The sequence below is a fragment of the Tardiphaga sp. 866_E4_N1_4 genome (assembly GCF_052076075.1).
Taxonomy (GTDB): domain Bacteria; phylum Pseudomonadota; class Alphaproteobacteria; order Rhizobiales; family Xanthobacteraceae; genus Tardiphaga; species Tardiphaga robiniae.
This window is the reverse complement of record NZ_CP197242.1, coordinates 6,016,142-6,034,702: the sequence shown is the minus strand read 5'-3', so window position 1 is coordinate 6,034,702 and position 18,561 is coordinate 6,016,142. Positions and strand designations below refer to the sequence as shown.

16 protein-coding genes and 1 pseudogene are annotated in these 18,561 nt (G+C 60.4%); 4 read left to right on the top strand and 13 right to left on the bottom strand.

Annotated features, from left to right (window positions below; all coding sequences use genetic code 11):
- Positions 1–89: 89 nt before the first annotated feature.
- From AB8B20_RS29020 to AB8B20_RS28965, 12 genes and pseudogenes are all read right to left on the bottom strand, one after another.
- A complete protein-coding gene (locus AB8B20_RS29020) occupies positions 90–1,097 on the bottom strand; it encodes a helix-turn-helix domain-containing protein (RefSeq protein WP_439070628.1) in 1,008 nt (335 codons plus the stop codon).
- A gap of 179 nt (positions 1,098–1,276) precedes the next feature.
- Positions 1,277–1,918 carry a response regulator transcription factor gene (locus AB8B20_RS29015; RefSeq protein ID WP_439070627.1) on the bottom strand — a complete coding sequence of 214 codons (642 nt, stop codon included), beginning with the start codon at positions 1,916–1,918 and terminating at the stop codon, positions 1,277–1,279.
- On the bottom strand, positions 1,915–3,057 hold the full coding sequence (locus AB8B20_RS29010; protein WP_439070626.1) for a sensor histidine kinase: 1,143 nt from the start codon (positions 3,055–3,057) through the stop codon (positions 1,915–1,917). Before AB8B20_RS29010 ends, AB8B20_RS29015 begins: the two co-directional genes overlap by 4 nt.
- On the bottom strand, positions 3,054–4,208 hold the full coding sequence (locus AB8B20_RS29005; protein WP_439070625.1) for a sensor histidine kinase: 1,155 nt from the start codon (positions 4,206–4,208) through the stop codon (positions 3,054–3,056). The genes AB8B20_RS29010 and AB8B20_RS29005 overlap by 4 nt, the downstream gene beginning before the upstream one ends.
- Positions 4,209–4,333: 125 nt before the next feature.
- Positions 4,334–5,764, bottom strand: a complete 1,431-nt coding sequence (locus AB8B20_RS29000) for an alginate export family protein (protein ID WP_439070624.1) — start codon at positions 5,762–5,764, stop codon at positions 4,334–4,336.
- Positions 5,730–6,635, bottom strand: coding sequence for a glyoxalase (locus AB8B20_RS28995; RefSeq protein ID WP_439070623.1), 906 nt, complete (start codon positions 6,633–6,635; stop codon positions 5,730–5,732). The genes AB8B20_RS29000 and AB8B20_RS28995 overlap by 35 nt, the downstream gene beginning before the upstream one ends.
- A gap of 20 nt (positions 6,636–6,655) precedes the next feature.
- Entirely contained in the window at positions 6,656–8,290 is a 1,635-nt protein-coding gene (locus tag AB8B20_RS28990) for an MFS transporter (protein WP_439070622.1), read from the bottom strand.
- Positions 8,287–8,709 (bottom strand): DoxX family protein, encoded by a 423-nt coding sequence (locus AB8B20_RS28985; protein ID WP_439062584.1) that lies wholly within the window; start codon positions 8,707–8,709, stop codon positions 8,287–8,289. Before AB8B20_RS28985 ends, AB8B20_RS28990 begins: the two co-directional genes overlap by 4 nt.
- The gene (locus AB8B20_RS28980) at positions 8,706–10,592 is read right to left on the bottom strand and encodes an amidohydrolase (protein WP_439070621.1); all 1,887 of its coding nucleotides are present in this window, start codon (positions 10,590–10,592) and stop codon (positions 8,706–8,708) included. The genes AB8B20_RS28985 and AB8B20_RS28980 overlap by 4 nt, the downstream gene beginning before the upstream one ends.
- 63 nt (positions 10,593–10,655) lie before the next feature.
- On the bottom strand, positions 10,656–10,946 hold the full coding sequence (locus AB8B20_RS28975; RefSeq protein ID WP_439070620.1) for a XapX domain-containing protein: 291 nt from the start codon (positions 10,944–10,946) through the stop codon (positions 10,656–10,658).
- A gap of 31 nt (positions 10,947–10,977) precedes the next feature.
- Positions 10,978–11,625: a hydrolase gene (locus AB8B20_RS28970; RefSeq protein ID WP_231079480.1), complete on the bottom strand. Its 648-nt coding sequence runs from the start codon at positions 11,623–11,625 to the stop codon at positions 10,978–10,980.
- Positions 11,626–12,050: 425 nt separating this feature from the next.
- A pseudogene (locus tag AB8B20_RS28965) lies at positions 12,051–12,658 on the bottom strand (tyrosine-type recombinase/integrase).
- 532 nt (positions 12,659–13,190) lie between these two features.
- Between AB8B20_RS28965 and AB8B20_RS28960 the strand changes: the two are divergent.
- Genes AB8B20_RS28960 through nadC form a run of 4 tightly spaced genes read left to right on the top strand, consistent with a single transcriptional unit; the run spans position 13,191 to position 17,620 of the window.
- Complete coding sequence (locus AB8B20_RS28960) at positions 13,191–14,177, top strand: NUDIX hydrolase (RefSeq protein ID WP_439070619.1); 987 nt, start codon at positions 13,191–13,193, stop codon at positions 14,175–14,177.
- A 52-nt stretch (positions 14,178–14,229) separates the two neighbouring features.
- Positions 14,230–15,213, top strand: a complete 984-nt coding sequence (nadA, locus tag AB8B20_RS28955; RefSeq protein WP_439070618.1) for a quinolinate synthase NadA — start codon at positions 14,230–14,232, stop codon at positions 15,211–15,213.
- Complete coding sequence (locus AB8B20_RS28950; protein ID WP_439070617.1) at positions 15,210–16,739, top strand: L-aspartate oxidase; 1,530 nt, start codon at positions 15,210–15,212, stop codon at positions 16,737–16,739. The genes nadA and AB8B20_RS28950 overlap by 4 nt, the downstream gene beginning before the upstream one ends.
- A 14-nt stretch (positions 16,740–16,753) precedes the next feature.
- On the top strand, positions 16,754–17,620 hold the full coding sequence (gene nadC / locus AB8B20_RS28945; protein WP_439070616.1) for a carboxylating nicotinate-nucleotide diphosphorylase: 867 nt from the start codon (positions 16,754–16,756) through the stop codon (positions 17,618–17,620).
- A gap of 211 nt (positions 17,621–17,831) precedes the next feature.
- Here nadC and AB8B20_RS28940 read toward each other — a convergent pair whose 3' ends face one another.
- Positions 17,832–18,485 (bottom strand): Crp/Fnr family transcriptional regulator, encoded by a 654-nt coding sequence (locus AB8B20_RS28940; protein ID WP_439070615.1) that lies wholly within the window; start codon positions 18,483–18,485, stop codon positions 17,832–17,834.
- Positions 18,486–18,561: the final 76 nt, after the last annotated feature.

The window sequence follows — 18,561 nt, the reverse complement described above, 5'->3', positions numbered from 1 at the left end:
GCGATCAGCAGCCGGTCCATACATTGCGCCAGGAGCTGACATTGTCGGTAGCGCGTAACATGGACGCGCGGCACGCCACCTCACTCAAACTATTTCTCACATTCAGAAAATCGCGCTGGAGAACCTGCATTGCCAGTTGCGCGGCGCCAAGCCCCCGGCGGCAGCCCAGTCGAAGCGGAAAAGACGCGGGTGAAGTGGCTTTGATCGGCAAAGCCGCAAATCAGTGCGATATCGGCCAACGACATACCGGTCTTCATGAGAAGGCCACGGGCCTGTTCGACGCGCTGGGACAGGATCCACTGGTGAGGCGCCTTGCCCGTCGCCTTCTTGAAGCCGCGGATGAAATAGCCGCGCGACAACCCGCAGGCCTGTGCGACATCTGCAACCCGTACATTGCCTGCAGTATTGCTGCTCAGCATTTCGACGGCGAGCGCCAGTTGCGGCCGCGACAGCGCGGCGCCTTGCGATGCGGGTTCAAGGTTGGTCGCGCGGTTGTATCGCTCGATCAGATGTATGCCGATCGTCGTTCCGAGCTGATCCAGAAACAGCGGACTCGCTTCGCTACTCTTTTGCAGCAGTGGCTCGACCACACTGACAAGCCTCAGAAGGATGAGGTCGGTATCGCCAGCGTGACACGCAAGGTCCACGGCGCCGCCGCGCCAGCCGTGTTCCTGCGCCAGTTCGATCAGGAACGGCTGGGAGACCTCCATCAAGAGAAAATCGAACGCACCGCGAAGATCGGCACGATAGTCATCCGCAAGGTTACGAATATAGATCGAACCTTCCTTAAATTCGTGGTTCGTTGCGTGATGCTCGTGAAAAATGCGGCGCCGGTGACCCCGGCCCTGTGAGATGCCGATCAGAAAGCCGCGATCGTCAGCTGTCGTCGATACCTGACCGAGATGGGGATCGTCACTGCCCTTGCGGAAAAACTTGATGCCGGCGCCGCGCAACTCCTGGTCCTTGTGAAGCTTGCTGGCAGGACAGCCGAACACATCGATTTTCGGCGATTTTGGCTCGAGCGAGATTTGCGACTGCTCAAGCGCGCGAAACGGTCCCGCATATGATGCATTGTCGGGAGTTCGGGTACCCGTCATCATACACCTCATCACTGCGTGCCGCAGATCGCACGGACGTGTTCACGCGTCCTGCCGACATGCCGCGGGTTTCAATTCAGCCACGCACATCGTTGCGCGTCGTCGTCGCTCCATTCCAGAATGCGGAATTGTATGCGGACAGACAATTGGAGCATGGTGGAGGCTGACTAGACCTTGGTCTAGGCGAGCGACGGCGGCTCATATCCCAACCGGTCAGCCATCCGCACGATGTCAGCGAGCGAGTTCGCCCGCATCTTGCGCATCACCGTGCCGCGGTGGAGCTTGATCGTGGCCTCGCTCAGGTCCAGCGCAGCCGCAATCTGCTTGTTCATCAAGCCGGCGGCGACATGCGCGAACACCTCGCGTTCCCTGATCGTCAACGTCTCGAAATCCGCCTTGAGGCCAGCGATTTTCTCGGCCGCCTGCTTCGTTGCACGATCGCGCTTCACGGCCGCCTCAACCGCAGCAAGAAGATCCATCGCGCGAACGGGCTTCGTCAAGAATTCGATAGCGCCGGCCTTCATCGCCCGCACCGACATCGGCACATCGGCAAAGCCACTAATCACGATCACCGGCGTTGTGACATGCAGCGCAGCCAGATCATCCAGAAAATCGAGACCGTTACGGCCGGGCAGATGCACGTCGAGAACGACGCAGCCGAATTTGTCCCGGTCGTCTTTGGCCAGGAACTCCTGCGCCGAGGCAAAGCACTCGACCTGAAGACCGACAGAGCGCAGCATGCCGTCCAGGGCCTCGCGAATACCCTTGTCATCGTCAATGACGGCGATAACTGCAGTAACTGGCTCCAGATTTTCGATCACGGTGCCACCTGCAGCGTACGTGGCGGCAGCGTGAAGCGAAAGCGCGTGCCGGTGGGCACGCGTGGCTCCGCCCAGAGCCTTCCGCCATGGGCATCGATGATGGAACGGCAAATCGACAGCCCCATGCCAATGCCATCCCGCTTGGTCGTGAAGAACGGATTGAAGATCATATCGAGATGATCGGGGTCGATACCCACCCCCGCATCTTCCACGGTGACGCAGACCTCTCCCAATGGATCCATCGCCGACACGACAGTCACACGCCGTTGTTGATTCTTCGATGAATTGATGGCATCGGCCGCGTTGGACACCAGGTTCAACATCACCTGTTGCAACTGCACCCGATCGCCAACGATCGACGGCTGGTCAGGCCGAAGATCAACGTCCAGCGCAATTTCCTGTCGCGACAGTTCCGGCTGCACGATCAAAAGAACGCCTTCGATCATCTCATTGAAGTCGAGCGGCTCGAACACCACTGGCGCGTTGCGCGCAATCGCGCGGACGCGCTGGATGATCGCTCCGGCGCGATGCCCCTCCGCGATGGCTCGCTCCGCGGCGGCGCGGGCTTCGCCGACATTGGCCTTCTCGCCCTTGAGCCATTGCACGCAGGCCTCGGCATTCATGACAACGGCCATCAGCGGCTGATTGACTTCATGCGCAATGGACGCGGTGAGCTGTCCCATCGTGGTGATCCGCGACATGCGCGCCAATTCCGCCTGCGCGACCTGAAGCGCCGCCGTGCTCTCGCGCAGCTTGCGGTCGGCGCGGTCCTTGTACAGGGCCATTTCGATCACGGTGCGCAGTTGCAGATCCTCGAACGGCTTGAGCAGATAGCCGAATGGCTCGGCCTGACTGGCGCGCCTGACCGTCTCGTCATCGGCATAGGCCGTGAGGAATACTACCGGAATTTGGCATCTGGCGCGGATCTGCCGGGCGGCATCGATGCCGTCTATATCGCCTTCCAGACGGATGTCCATCAGCACCAGATCGGGGCGATTGCTGATCGCAAGCTCAACGGCCGCCTGGCCGCGGGCCGTCACCCCGATCACGGAATGACCGATCCGGCCGAGTTGCTCGCTGATATCGCGGGCAACTATGCGATCGTCCTCGACGACCATCACGCGAGCGCGCGTTGTCATGGCGCGAGCCTCGCGCGACGACCAGCCTGGAATGTAAGGGTACAAGTCGTGCCGCCCGTATCGTCGACAGAGAACGTGCCATGCAGCTGCTCGACGAGATCGCGCACCAGCTGCAGACCGAGTGATCTGGTTTCGATGAAGTCGAACTGCTCGGGCATTCCAATGCCGTCATCCGCGACGGTCAGAATGCATGTCCCGTCGTCGCGGCTGCCGAACCGAACCTTGATATATCCGCTGCGGTTACCGGGAAAGGCGTGTTTGAACGCATTGGAGACGAGCTCGTTGATGATGAGGCCGCAGGAGACAGCGCGATCCATATCCAGTGTGACGTCATCGCTTTCGGCCGTGATCTCGACGCGAGCCCGCCCATAGGCGCGGCGCAGATGCGTGCACAGACTGAGTACATGGGTCTGCATCTGGATCTCAGCGAAGTTGCCGGCACGATACAGATTTTCATGCACCAGCGCCATCGACCGCACGCGGTTGCGGCTATCCGCAAACAGCGTCGCGGTGATCGGGTCGGTGATGCGCGACGCCTGCAGGTTCAGGAGACTACTGATAAGCTGCAGGTTGTTCTTGACGCGGTGATGCACTTCCTTGAGCAGCGCTTCCTTTTCGTTCAGCGATGCTTCCAGTCTTTCCCGTACAGCGTTTCCGGTTGTGATGTCCATCATCGCGCGGCGGAGCTCGAGCTGGTTCATGATCTGCCGCGCGAGCGCCTGCAGCGTGAAGCGCTGGCGTGTCGACAGACCATCCGGGCGCGGCGTGTGATCCAACACACAAACGGTACCGATCGGCAGTCCGTTCTGTGTTTCGAGCAGCGCGCTGGCATAGAAGCGGAGCCTGGGACCCCCGCTCACCAATGGATTATGCTGGAAGCGTGTATCCGAAGACAGATCGGGGATCACGAAAAGATCCGTCTGGCGGATCGCCTGCGCGCAGATCGAATGATCGAGCGGCAGTTCCCGATCGCCGTGCCCGATACCGGTAAGGGTCCAGTGCCGGTCGCCATCTATCAGATTGATGGCCGCGATCGGCGCATCGCAGATATCCGACGCGATCTGCACGAAGTCTGCGAAATCCACATCAGATGCAGAATCGAGAATATCGTATCGATGCAAGGCCGCGATGCGATCGCGTTCATTCCACATGTCAGGCACTTATGTCGGCGTCATCCGAACCATCACGCCAAAACGGGACCGATGGCGGGCGAGCGTGTAACCTATTCCGCCGCGGCACAAAATGAAACCACGCCCCATGGCCTCCGGACGTCCGGTTACCACCCATATTTGAGCTCCAAACCCAGATAATTGCTGTCGTGCCCACCGGCGTTCCGCACCGTGTCGCCAATGGCGTAATGCACCGCCTCGACGGCTCCGGTCAGGTTGGCGTTGAAGACGTAATCCGCTCGAAGCTGCGAATAGACCCCCGTCCAGCGGCCGCCCTGCCCAGCCGTGCCCGCGACGGCAACGTTGGGCTGAACATAAACGGCATCGGCAACCGTCTGGCGCCACTGCATGCCGAGCCCGGCGGTCACCGTCAGATTGGCAATGGGCTTCACCGTCAGTGTCGGCTTGAGATGGATCAGGTTGGCGTAGCCGGTATAGCCTGCCAGCGAGAAATAGTAGCCGTTCGGGAACAGCGGATTGAACGTAGAGATCGTGTTGTCACCCGCACGCCCGTCACCTGACGCCGCATCCGCCTGCAAGCCGATCCTTGGCGTCCATGCGGCGTTAGAGAATGTGTAACCGGTGCGGCCGCCCAGTGCCCAGGCCTCGATCTCCTTAGGCCCGACATGCCCTGTCTGCCTCATCGCCTCGAGATCCCAATCGAAGCCATTGGCATTACCGGCAAAGCGGACGTCGAAGATGTGCCGCGTCTCTTCGCCCAGGGCGTCGAGATAACGCGCAGACGACCGCTCGAACAGGGAGTAGTAGCCGGAGAGTTCGTTGTCGCCGAACACCTTGCGTTCGATACGCGCAGTGCTGAAGCGGAAATTCTGGCCGGAGAAGTCGTCGAACACATCGCCAAAGCGATATTGCACCGGCTGGCTGACAAAGCCGATGAAACGCCACAACCCGGTCTCGTAATCCGCCCACACCGCATCGAAGGACTGCCGCACATTCGGCCCGTCGCGCGAGGACACAAAGCGTTGCAGATCGAAGGCAAAATCCTGCCGACCGACGCGCGCCTTGAAGATGCCATCACCCAGCGCACCGCTATAGGCGATAAATGCCAGTCTCAGATCGAGCTGGTTCTGGTCGACCGGCGAGACGCTCGCCTTGTCAATGGTGCGGACATCCTCCAGCTGCGTGAAGATCTGCCAGTTCTCGTTCAGCCGGATGTCGACATTTATCTGTAGCCGTTGCAGCAGATAGGAATCGCCGCGCGTATTGCCGACGCCGAAATTCGGAGCGTCGTTGAACTCAAATCGCTCGCGCAGACTGGCACCTAGCGAGATATAGCTTTTCGGATCGGTGACAAAGAGCGGGATATATTTCAGAGCGTCGAATGGCTCGGTGCGCAACGCCGAAGTGGCGAGCGCAGACCAGTCTTCCTGCCAGCGATTAGTTAGAAGCTTCGGGCGCGCTGGCGTTACCGCTGAATCGTCTGCATGCGCAGGCGGCAGCAGGACCGCGCTAAAGGCCAGCGCGGTCGCGGCTATCCAAGCCTTACTTGCCGACGGCAGAGTGAATCTCGGCAACATAGCCTCCGGGGAATTTTACCAGCGCTGCGCGGCGCGCATCCGCGACGTAGGGCTCGACCAGCACCGTGGCACCGACCGTCTTCGCTTTGGCCAGCGTCTCGTCGAGCGACGGCACTTCATAGCCGGTCAGCTCATGGCCATAAGGATAAGGAAGCACGCCGTCGGTCACCAGCACAGTCATCTTGCCGAACTTCGACGTGATGCGAACCCGACGGTAGGTATCGTTGGGGCGGCCGATCTCGATGCCCGGCGCCTTCGCCGTGTCGGAGACAACGTTGCCTTTCGAGAAAGCGACAAAGCTCTTCACGAACTGGTCGGCCCGGCCGGCCGGAACGTAGACGCGGTTTTCCGGGACCGTCTGCAGTTCCGGATAGGACGGCGCCGTCGTGTGCCAATAGAGCTGCATGTTGATGCCGCCCGGCCATTGCACAACGACGTCGCGGCCGATCGGATCGGGAAACGTCTTGACCAGCACGTCGGCGCCCGCGCCTTGCGCGGCTCTGACGGCGGCATCGATATCTGTAACGAGATAGCCGGTGCGCTCATGGCCAAATGGATAGGGAATCGGAGTCTTGAAGCCAAACACCGAGACCGACCCTGCTGGGGTCAGCAGAAGCTGCGACGTCGTGCTGCTCGGTGTCGGCGTCACTGTCGCAACTACCTGTTTGGTGCTCTTGCCACCAAAAGTCGCGACGAAGCTTTCGACAAAGCGATCGACCTCGTCCGGCGCAACATAGACGTGCGTCGTGTCATATTGCGCGCCGACGGCAAAGCCGACCTTCGCCGGCGCCTCGCGCGACCATGCATCTTGCGGCGCGGCCGATAGCAACGCGATGGAAAGAATGGCGGCGGTGAATTTGAACAAACGCATCATGGCAGTCCTTGTGGCGACTAGTGCTGGTTGACCAGTTCGGGCTTCGACGTCGGGTTTTTCAGATCCAGCGTCAGAAAATGCCGGACCACGGGGGCGTCGGGCCCGATGTGATATTGCGTCATCTCGCGCTGCACATCGGCATCAGCCTTCGAGACGCGGTGATGCTGCCGCAGATGCTCCGCCCATGATTCCACCAGGAACCATTCGACGATCTTCTCCGGATCGGCGGCATCCTCGGTGATGCCCCAGCCATAAGCGCCATCGCGACGACGCGCTTCGGAGAGGCGCTTGAGCCCGGTGAAGAACGGCCCGCGGTTTTGACGCGCGATTCGATATTCAATCAGGATCAGGACGGGCCCACGGTCATGTTCGACCTCGTCCGACGTCAGCGGCTCCGGCCAGTAATTGGACGGCGCGAGATCGGCTTCGCCCGTCGGCAGCTTCACCCGGTGCATGATGAAGGCGGCGACGGCGAGACCGCATGCGCTAACCAGCAGCGTCGCCGGCAGGCTCAGCGCTTGGGCCACCGCGCCCCAGCCGAGGCTTCCAGCAGCCATGGCACCGTTGAACACCATCAAATAGACAGCGAGACCGCGACCACGCACCCAGTTCGGCAGCACCGCCTGCGCGACGCCACTGAACGTCGTCAGCGCCGTGATCCACGCAGAACCGAGCAGCAGCAGAACCGGCAGCGCAACCCATTTCGGCGGCGCGCAGGACAGTACAGCCATCACACACGCCGACAACAGCGCGGCGATCAGCAGCAGCGCGTCGGAGTCGAGCTTCGCGCGGAGCCGCGGCAGCACCAGCGCACCACCGATCGCGCCAGCACCAACCGCACCAAGCAGCACGCCGTAAAAACTGGCATCGCCACCCAGCAGATTACGCGCCACCAGCGGCAGCAGAGCCCAGATCGAGCTGGAGAATGCAAAGAAGATCGTTGCCCGCAGCAGCACGATGTGCAGTTCACGGCTAGAGCGGGTGTAGCGCAATCCGGCCCGGAACGCGCCGAAGAACTTCTCTGACAACACGTCATTCTCGGCCTTGGCGCGCGGCCACCACAGCAGTGCTGCGATGACGAACATGTAGCTGATGACATCGGCGCCATAGGTGACGGCGGCGCCGAATGTGGCCAGCAGGATGCCGCCGGCGGCCGGGCCGATCGAGCGCGAGACATTGATGCCCAGTGAATTCAGCGCGACCGCGCTCTTGATGTCCTGCCGCGGCACGAGCTCCGGCACGATCGCTTGCCATGTCGGCCCGACCAGTGCGGCGCCGATGCCGCCGATGAAGGTCAGCCCGATCAGCAGATTGACCGTCAGCAGCCCGTAATAGGACAGCATCATCAGCGTCGTGCTCACCAAGGCGAGCAGCACCTGCACCGCGATCAGGAATTTGCGGCGATCGAGAATATCGGACAGCACCCCGGCGGGGATCGCAAACAGGAAGATCGGAAGCGTGCCCGCAGCCTGGATCATGGTGACCGCTGCGGGCGCCGCCGACAGGTCTGTGACGAGCCAGGAGCTCGCCACGTCGCGCATGAAGCTGCCGGTATTGCCCATCACCGTCGCGACCCAAATCACCGCGAAGATGGATTGGCGGAATGGCGCGAAGGCGCTGGTTGCCTTTGCCGGCTCGGCGGCTCCGCTCATGGTTTTGCCTTCCTGGCCCGGTCATTAAGGTCATGCCATGCGACGAGCAGGAAGCCGCCGCACAGGCCGATATGTTCGAAAAACGAATTGGCGCTCATAAAGCGCTCTGGCGGAGCCAGCTCCCAGAACCGATTCGCCAGAAATGTCGCCATCAGCGTAAAACCTGCCAGCGAGAGTGCACCGAGCCAGCGCCACACGCCACCAAGAATCAATAGCGAGGCAACCAGTTCGAGCCCGATCGTCGCCAGCGCGAAGGGCGCCGCCGGCTGCAGTCCGAAATGGTTCATCTCGGCAATCGCCCCCGGAAGGTCGAACGCCTTGACGAGCCCGCCCTGCAGATAGGCTGCACACAGGCAGAGCAAACCCAGCCAATGCATAACGGGCGCCCCGATCACGCGACGTGCGAGATTCGTGATCATACCGCCCAGCACGCGCAGCCGAGAGCGCCCCAGAAGCTTTTGAGATCGGCGATCGGCAGCTTGCTGGACCAAGCCGTGGCATGATCATGGCCATGCACGCCGCATGAATTCGCGCAGCCGCAGCTCATCGCCATCTTCTGCGCGACGACCTGTCCATTCGCATCGGGAGCGGCCCACGCGCCGTAGCCGCCGAAGGTGCGTACAGGTGACCAGTCCGGCATCGCCGGCGGCGGCGCATTCTCGTCGAGCTTGGCGAAATCACCGACGGCATAGACAACCTTTCCGCCGACGATTGTCAACACTGCGCTCGTGTCGGCAATCTCGTTCTCCGCGCAGGAGAAGAAGTCACGATCGGGTACGACGATATCGGCGAGCTGGCCAACCTGGATGCGACCCTTCTTGCCTTCTTCGTTCGAGAACCACGTTACGTTTTCGGTCCACATGCGCAACGCCGTTTCGCGGTCGAGGCAGTTGCGCTGCGGATAGAGCTGCATGCCGCCGACGGTACGGCCGGTGACCAGCCAGGACAGCGACACCCACGGATTATAGGAGGCCACGCGCGTGGCATCGGTGCCGGCGGAAACCTTGACGCCCTTGGCGAGCATCTTCGACACCGGGGGCGTCGCTTCTGCGGCGCCATGGCCGTAGCGCTCGACGAAATATTCGCCCTGATAGGCCATGCGGTGCTGCACGGCGATGCCGCCACCAAGGGCGGCGATACGGTCGATCGACTGATCCGAGATCGTTTCAGCGTGGTCGAAGAACCAGTTTAGCCCTTCCAGCGGCATCTCCTGATTGACGCGCTCGAACACATCCAGCGCACGGCTGATGGTCTCGTCATAGGTCGCGTGCATACGCCACGGCCATTTGTTCTGGACCAGAACGCGCACAACATCCTCGAGCTCGCCTTCCATTTCCGGCTCCATATCCGGGCGCGGCTGGCGGAAATCCTCGAAATCGGCAGCAGAGAAAACCAGCATTTCGCCAGCGCCGTTATGGCGGAAATAGTCGTCGCCCTGCTTGTATTTGGACGTCTTGGTCCAGTTCAGGAAGTCGTCCTTCTCGCCCTTCGGCTTTTGGGTGAAGAGGTTATAGGCGAGACGGATCGTCAACTGATTCTCGTCATTCAGCTTCTGGATGACGGCATAATCCTCGGGATAGTTCTGGAAACCGCCGCCGGCATCGATGGCGCCGGTGACACCGAGGCGGTTGAGCTCGCGCATGAAATGGCGGGTGGAGTTGACCTGATAGTCGAATGGCAGCTTCGGCCCCTTGGCCAGCGTCGCATAGAGAATGCCGGCATTGGGCTTGGCCAGCAGCAGCCCGTTCGGATTGCCGTTAGCGTCGCGAATGATCTCACCGCCTGGCGGGTTTGGCGTGTCCTTCGTATAGCCGACGGCGCGCAGCGCGGCGCCATTGAGCAGTGCGCGATCATAGAGATGCAGCAGGAATACCGGTGTATCCGGAGCGACGGCATTCAACTCGTCGATTGTCGGCAACCGCTTCTCGACGAACTGATGCTCGGTGAAGCCACCGACAACGCGCACCCATTGCGGCGGCGGGGTGATGGCGACCTGACGTTTCAGCATGTTCATGGCGTCGGAAAGCGAGCGCACGCCATCCCAGCGTAGCTCCATGTTGAAGTTCAGGCCGCCGCGAATGATGTGCAAGTGATTGTCGATCAGGCCGGGCAGCACGCGCTTGCCCTTGAGGTCGACGACCTTCGTCTTCGGTCCCGCCAGGGGCAGAATGTCCGCGTTATGGCCGACATGGGTGAAGCGACCATCCTTGATGGCCACCGCGCTGGCGACGGGATTGGAGCGATCGAGCGTCGTGAACAGGCCACGATGGAGAATGAGATCGGAGGTCTGCGGCTCGGTCATGGGGAGTTCCTTCGGCGATAGTGAATTGAACAGTCGATGTGATCGTGAGGTGGGTGCCGGAGACTAACCGTCGGCGGGCGGCTGCGGCGCCTTCTCGGCCACGACATGCGTATCGGAGCGCTGGCCCTTCGGCAGATGGCCGAACATGTGTGGCTTCACCTGTTCGAGCCAGGACTGCGCCACCGGCTCCTTCTGCCAGAGGCTGCGTACCAACGGCGGCAATTGCTCGCCGACGAGAATGCCGAGCAGGCCGACCAGCGCCACCACCGGTGGCGCCGGAGAGCGCACATTGATCAGACTGTAGATGACGCCCACCAGCAGGCCTGCGCTCAGCGAGATCATGTGTGCTTTCATGTCGTTGTCCTCGGTTGTGTGACGTGACGGCTTACTTGGCCGGGCCGCCTTCGGAAGCGTGCTCGCCGAGCGCCCACTTCGAGAAGCGGATCTGGATGCCGTAAGGCGAATGCGCGCGCTGGATGTCCATCATGCCCTCATAGGTCTCGCTGCGCGCCCAATCCTGCTGCAGCTCATAAGCGTATTGCGAGGACGTGATCGGCACCGCGCCAGCCTGGATGGCACGCTGCATGGCGCGCTCATGCGCTTCCGGCGAGAGATCGCCGCAGGCGTCGGCAGCAATGTAGATTTCAAAGCCTTCGCGCAGCATGTCTAGGGTCGGGAAGATCACGCAGGCTTCGGTCCACAGACCGGCGATCACGAATTTCTTGCGGCCGGTGGCGGCGACGGCCTTGCGGAAGTTCGGATCGAGCCACGAATTCATTGAGCTGCGATCGATGATCTCCTGTCCTGGAAACAGCGACACTACCTCGGGGATGAACGGGCCGGAAAACGACTCTGCCGCAACGGTTGTCAGAACGGTCGGAATCTTGAAGAGCTTCGCGGCTTTTGCAAGAATCTGGACGTTGTTCAATGTGACAAGGCGATCGTGCGACTGGACGCCCTGGAACATCGCGGGCTGAAAATCGATCAGCGCGATGGCGCTATTCTGCGGGGTCAGCATTTCCTGAAATGACATTCTGGTTCTCCGTGAAAGGATTGTGACGATTTCAAACTCGCGCACGCCGCAGGCGAATTTTCTTCAGCTGATGACGGGCGCTACTTCTGGTTTTACGAGCGACCGGTCTGGACCGCGAAGTCTCCACGCTATGTGCGCGAGAATGGCGGACAGCGTCTTGTCTGGAAGTCATCGACTTTGAATGATCGGTCGCGGCACTATGTCGTAGGCGACTTACTGCGGTCTATCGTGTCTCGCCAAACCGCGTGAACAATTACCGACCAAAGTTGTGCCAACTCCAGGATAGCTCGAACCTCGCGCCGAGGCCTCCGCTTCCTTCAAAAGAATTCAAGACGGATTGAGCTGCATCCCCGTCTTGATTCACAAGCGACTATTTCGTAGTGCCTGCTTCGCGCCAAAAAAGCCGCGTCACTGCATGATGCGCCTTAGATCCCTTTAGAGGTCCACCCCCGCTCAGACATGACAAGTGCATCATCTACCTCAATTCCAAGATACCGCACCATACTTTCGAGTTCTGTGTGGCCTAAGAGCAATTGCACCGCTCGAAGATTTCCGGTTTTCTTATAAATCTGAGATGCTTTTGTCCGACGCATCGAATGCGTCCCATAGCGTCTTCGGTCCAACCCGATACTGGTGACCCATCGATCTACGATTCTCCCGTATTGTCGGGCAGACAAATGAAGTTTTGAGCACATCCGACTCGGAAACAGGTGGTCGGCCGATGTCAGTTCTCGTTCAACGATCCATTTCTCCAATGCGGACCTTGTGTGCTCGGAGAGCTCGAACTGGACCGGCCGTCCGGTCTTTCTTTGGATGACCGTCGCCCGATCGCGCAGGACGCCCGATATCGTCAAATTGCTCACTTTGATCGACGTCAAATCGCAAGCGCGAAGCTAACTGTCGATCGCAAGGTTGAAGAGAGCAAGCTCTCGGAGATTCGAGGCAACCTTTAATCTGGTTCGTATTCCCAGACTTCTTTCGGTTTTAACGGAAGTTTTTGACCAACGATCTGCCCCTTATTCCAGACAGGCATAGCTAGACTCCATGCCACCCGTCCCAGCCCCACCACTCCCATCGAGCAAGAGGAATCTACGCTATAGGGCTAAATGGCGCCTTAGCGCCATAAGCGGCCGCCAAGTGTATGTAATTCTCCGATTGACGAGATATAAGCGGGCCGTGAGTTCTTTCGGTGTCTGTGCCCCGCTAGCACACGGCGGGCTTTTCGCGTGCGAACTGCCGGAATTTCCCGGCCAACTAAAAGTCAAACATGAACGACAACGACAAAGTAATATTCGAAGACAATACGGCAACAAGGCTGGAACGATCCAGACACTGGCGACTAAAGAAGCATCACGCTCACTCAGCTCGGCAATCCGCACGTGACCTCACAAGGCGGTACGGCAACTGGGATGTTACACCGGAAAAGTGCGCTGACGCGACCCATTCAAGTCTGGATGGCCGCTATTGCCGTGCGCGTCGCGTTGCAGCTTCATGTTAAAATATCGGCGTGGATTCGCGATGCAGCCTTTCACCCTGCCCCTCTAAACACTTAAGCAGACCAGCTCATGGACCCGCTTGACAGCCCCAATTCCAGGCCAGCGCTGGCAGCGCAGTCATCACCGCAAGGAATTGCGACTGATCTTGTTGCCGTGCTGGTCGCCGTGACCTCGGGTGAGCCTCGTGTTCTCACGATCCAGGATCAGCGCGCCCTGCCCTCCGGGCCTTTCGAACTCGCCCATCGCTCGCTGCAATCGGGGCTGCGTGCCTGGGTCGAACGGCAGACACGGTTGCCGCTCGGTTATGTCGAACAGCTTTACACCTTTGCCGATCGCGATCGCGCTGGCGCCACTGGGCAGCATGTCATCTCGATCAGCTATCTTGGCCTGACACGAGAACAACCGGCGTTCGGCGAACACGAGGCCAGATGGCGCGGCTGGTATGATTATTTCCCCTGGGAGGATCATCGTGACGGCCCACCGCCGCTGATGGAGAAGACCCTGCAGCCAGGGCTCAAAGCCTGGGCTTCTGCAGCATCTGATCGGGCGGCGCAGCGCGCTCGTCGGCAACGCACCGCAATGCTCTTCGGTTTCGAGGAGCACAGCTGGAACGAGGAACTGGTTCTGCAGAGGTACGAACTTTTATATGAGGCGAGACTGATCCCGGAGGCGACACGCGGAAATTCCTCAGCATCCACGTCGACCCGTGCGGCTTCGAACGCGCCGGGTCACCCCATGATCTTGGACCATCGCCGGATTCTGGCCACCGGAATTGCAAGACTTAGGGCCAAGATCAAATACCATCCTGTCGTATTTGAATTGATGCCGGACACATTCACGCTGCTGCAATTGCAACGCTGTGTTGAGGCGCTGGCCGGACGGCAAGTGCACAAGCCGAATTTCCGCCGCCTGATCGAGCAGCAGGAACTCGTTGAGGAAACTGGCGAAACCAGCCAGGACACCGGCGGACGTCCTGCAAAACTCTTCCGCTTCCGCCGTGCCGTCCTTGCGGAACGCGCCATCGCCGGAACCAAACTTCCCGTCTCGGGGGCTTGACAATCCTTATACTCGATTACAGTATAACATATGCTCAACGAGAGTATATATCATGCTGTCGATACCTGAACTGCGTCCTTCGGAACAACTCTATGCGAAAGTGCGCCACGCGATCCCCGCGATCGAATGGTCGATGCTGTCAAAAGATATCGACGCGATCATCGCGTTGAAGAAGAGCCGCAACGCGGTCATCCTTGCCCACAATTATCAGACACCGGACATCTTCCACTGCGTCGCGGACATAGTCGGCGACAGTCTCGCACTGGCGCGTGAAGCAATGCACGTGGAAGCAGACGTCATCGTTCTCGCCGGCGTTCACTTCATGGCCGAGACGGCCAAATTACTCAATCCGTCGAAGACCGTGCTGATTCCCGATCGCGGCGCCGGCTGCTCGCTTGCGGATTCTATCACGCCCGAGGACGTGAGGCTGCTGCGGCAGAATTATCCCGGCGTCCCGATCGTGACCTATGTGAACACCTCGCCAGCGGTGAAAGCCGAGTCGGATATCTGCTGCACCTCGGGCAATGCCAAGGCGGTGATCGAGTCGCTTGGCGTTGAACGCGTGATCATGCTGCCGGACGAATATCTGGCCAGGAATATTGCCGCCGAGACCAAAGTCAAGGTGATTACCTGGACTGGTCATTGCGAGGTGCACGAGCGCTTCAGCGCCGAAGAGGTGCGTCAATTGCGCGAGAACCACCCTGGTGTCGTCGTACTGGCGCACCCGGAATGCCCGCCGGACGTCCTGGCGGAGGCCGATTTCGCCGGCTCGACGGCCGCCATGTCGTCCTACGTCGCAAGCAAGCGACCACCGCGCGTCGTGCTTCTGACGGAATGCTCGATGAGCGACAATGTCGCCATCCAGTATCCGGACCTCGAATTCATTCGTCCGTGCAATCTTTGTCCGCACATGAAGACGATCACGCTCGGCAACATCCGTCACGCGTTGGAGACGATGCAGCACGAGGTCACGATCGACGACAGTGTTGCAGCGCGCGCACGCCTCGCGGTCGAGCGAATGCTGGCCGTCACATGACAGCGTTGCACGATACGGACGGCGCTCCCGTCATCATCGGCGGCGGCATCGCAGGCCTCATGACAGCCCTGGCGCTCGCGCCGCAGCCCGTATTGCTCCTGACCGGCGCGCCGCTGGGCTCGGAATCGTCGAGCGCGCTCGCGCAAGGCGGTATCGCTGCTGGTATCGGGGCAGATGATATTACTTCGCTGCATCTGGCAGACACACTCGCTGCCGGTGATGGCTTGTGCGACGAAGCCATCGCAGCCTCAATCCTCGCCGCAGCGCCCGCCGCAATTGAACAGTTGGCGCGGCTCGGCGTCATTTTCGATCGGGATGCCAGTGGCCAGATCGTCCTCGGCCTCGAGGCCGCGCATTCGCGCCGCCGGATCATCCATGCCGGGGGTGATGCAACAGGCCGGGACGTTATTCGAGCTCTGGTCCGCAGGGTTCGCGAGACGCCTTCGATCACGGTGATCGAGGGAGCCACGGCACAGCGCCTGGTCGTCGAGGACAATGCAGTGGTGGGTCTTCTTGGCCATACCGGCCCGGGACCCGTGCTCTTTGCCGCCGATCGCGTCGTCATCGCGACCGGTGGCATCGGAGGTCTGTTTCTGCATGGGACAAATCCGGCTGGATCCTTTGGCCAGGGCCTCGCGCTCGCAGCACGCGCCGGCGCCGTCATGGCCGATCTTGAATTTATCCAATTCCATCCGACGGCGCTCGACAGCAAGTCCTCTCCACTGAAGCTCATTAGTGAGGCCGTACGCGGAGAAGGCGCGATCCTGGTCGATGGGAATGGCGATCGCTTCATGGCGGGTGTCCCCGGCGCGGAGCTTGCGTCCCGCGATATCGTTGCACGTGCCGTCTGGCGGCACATCGCGGCGGGGCATCGGGTTTTTCTCGACGCAAGGCGCGTGAAGGGAATCGACTTTGCGCAGCGTTTCCCGGCCATCACGGCACTTTGTCGCGATGCAGGAATCGATCCGGTTACGCAGCCAATCCCAGTCCGTCCCGCTGCGCACTACCACATGGGCGGCATACTCGTCGACCGGACCGGGCGGAGCTCCGTCGACGGTCTGTGGGCCTGCGGCGAAGCAGCCTGCACTGGTCTGCACGGCGCAAATCGGCTCGCCAGTAATTCACTCCTCGAGGCGGCCGTGTGTGGCGGCTGGGTTGCCGAGAATATTGCCGCAACGACCTCCACCCGGCGACGTCCGCCAATGTTGCCCGGTGGAGTAACAGACAGCGACCCAAGTTCGGTGCGCCCTATTCTGTCGCGTGCCGCAGGCGTGTTGCGCGATGGCGAAGGCCTGCGTGCCGCCGCCCGCGCGCTCTATCCCCTCGCGATCTCGCAGCAAGCTGCAAGCGATCCCGCAATTGTCGGCCTGATGATCGTGATCGCTGCCTTGCGCCGCCAAGAAAGCCGCGGCGCGCATGCACGCACGGACTTCCCGAAGCACACGAGTCTGGCACAGCGTTCGACGCTGCGCCTTGATGACGCGCTTCAAGCCGCGCGAAACGACATCCCGGAACTCGTCGTCTAACCCAAAGGATCGCCATGACGCCCTCACCGCTCCCCCATGTCATGATCGAGCCATTGGTTCGCATGGCGTTGCTTGAAGATCTCGGGCGAGCCGGCGATCTCACGACCGATGCGATCGTGCCAGCCGGCCGACGCGCCACGACACTTCTTGTTGCGCGCCAGCCCGGCGTGGTGGCCGGGCTCGACCTCGCTCGACTGGCCTTTCAACTGATTGATCCCGCGATCGAGATGCATATCGAGCGCAACGACGGCGCAGTCCTGGCGCCCGGCGACGTGATCGCCACGATCACCGGCCCCGCGCGAGGTATTTTGACCGCTGAACGGGTCGCATTGAATTTCCTGTGCCGCCTGAGCGGAATCGCGACGGCGACTGCCTCTGTGGTTGCAGCGGTCCGAGACTACCAGACGAAAATTGTCTGCACGCGCAAGACAACGCCAGGGCTGCGCGCCATCGAAAAATATGCGATCCGCGTTGGCGGTGGCAGCAATCATCGGTTCGGCCTCGACGATGCCGTGCTCATCAAGGACAATCACGTCGCCATCGCCGGCAGCGTAACCGAGGCGTTGAAGCGGGCGAAAACCGGTGTCGGGCATCTGGTCAAGATCGAACTCGAAGTCGATACGCTCGATCAGCTGCGCGAAGCGCTCGATCACGGTGTAGACGCCGTGCTTCTCGACAATATGGATGCAGCGACGCTCACGGAAGCTGTCGCGATGGTCGCAGGTCGGGCGGTAACCGAAGCCTCCGGCCGCATCACGCCCGCGACAGCGCCACGCATCGCTGCGACCGGCGTCGATCTGATCTCAATCGGATGGCTCACCCATAGCGTCGGCGTTCTCGACATCGGGCTCGATTTCAAACCGGACGATTTGAAGATGTGAGTCAGGCTATTGATGTTGTTGTGATCGAACTCAATATCACCAGAACGCCTCAGCAATTATCCCGATTGCAACTTTTCCCGCTAGCTTCGTCGATCCCGCGCCGCGTGGCCTTCGTCCTCTAGCCAGAGTCTCTCGGGAGACCAAAAGCACCAGATCTTTTCACTGTTCCGCGGTAAAATGCACGTCCGATCGGTAAAGGCATCGTCACGTTCTAACTTCGCGTGGCAATGTTTCTCAACGCCTGAGCATTGAGAAGGACAAGTGTACGATTCTTGACCAGAACCCAGCCGCGATCGGCCCAGGTGGATATGATTTTATTTGCGCGCTCCCGCGAAATGCCCACCATCTCGCTGACGCTCTGTTGCGTCATATTCACCACAAGGGATCCATCCCTTTGCACATTCGGCTCCGCAAATTTTATGACGATATGGGCAAGACGAGCCTCCAGGCCGTGAAGAATTACCTCTTCCAGATGCTCGCTTGTCCATCTCAGGCGGGCGCATAACAAGTCAATGAACTTTGCAGCCAAAGCCGGCTCGGTTCTAACCAGGGGGATCAGATCGCGCCGCGCAATTCCCCAGATCTCACAATCGCTATTCGCGATTGCATCAGTTGTTCGGTCGAGGCCATCCAAAACAGCAATCTCACCAAATGTCTGACCGGCACTGATCAGATTTAACACCGCGCTCTTACCGTCAGGAGAGGATGCACACATCCTCACCGAGCCTTCCACAACTCCGAACAGGCACGTCCCAGGGTCTCCGCGTCGAAAAATGTAGTCTCCCCGTTCGAAGGTCTGGAAAGACGCGCGATGAAACAGCTGGGCAACCGTCTCGGGCGCGAGGTCGCTGAAGATCGCGTTCATGCGCATTGCTGCCTGACGGCTCGCTGAGCTCGCTGCCTTCGTTTTCGACACCGCGATGTCCCCTGTGCTCCGCACC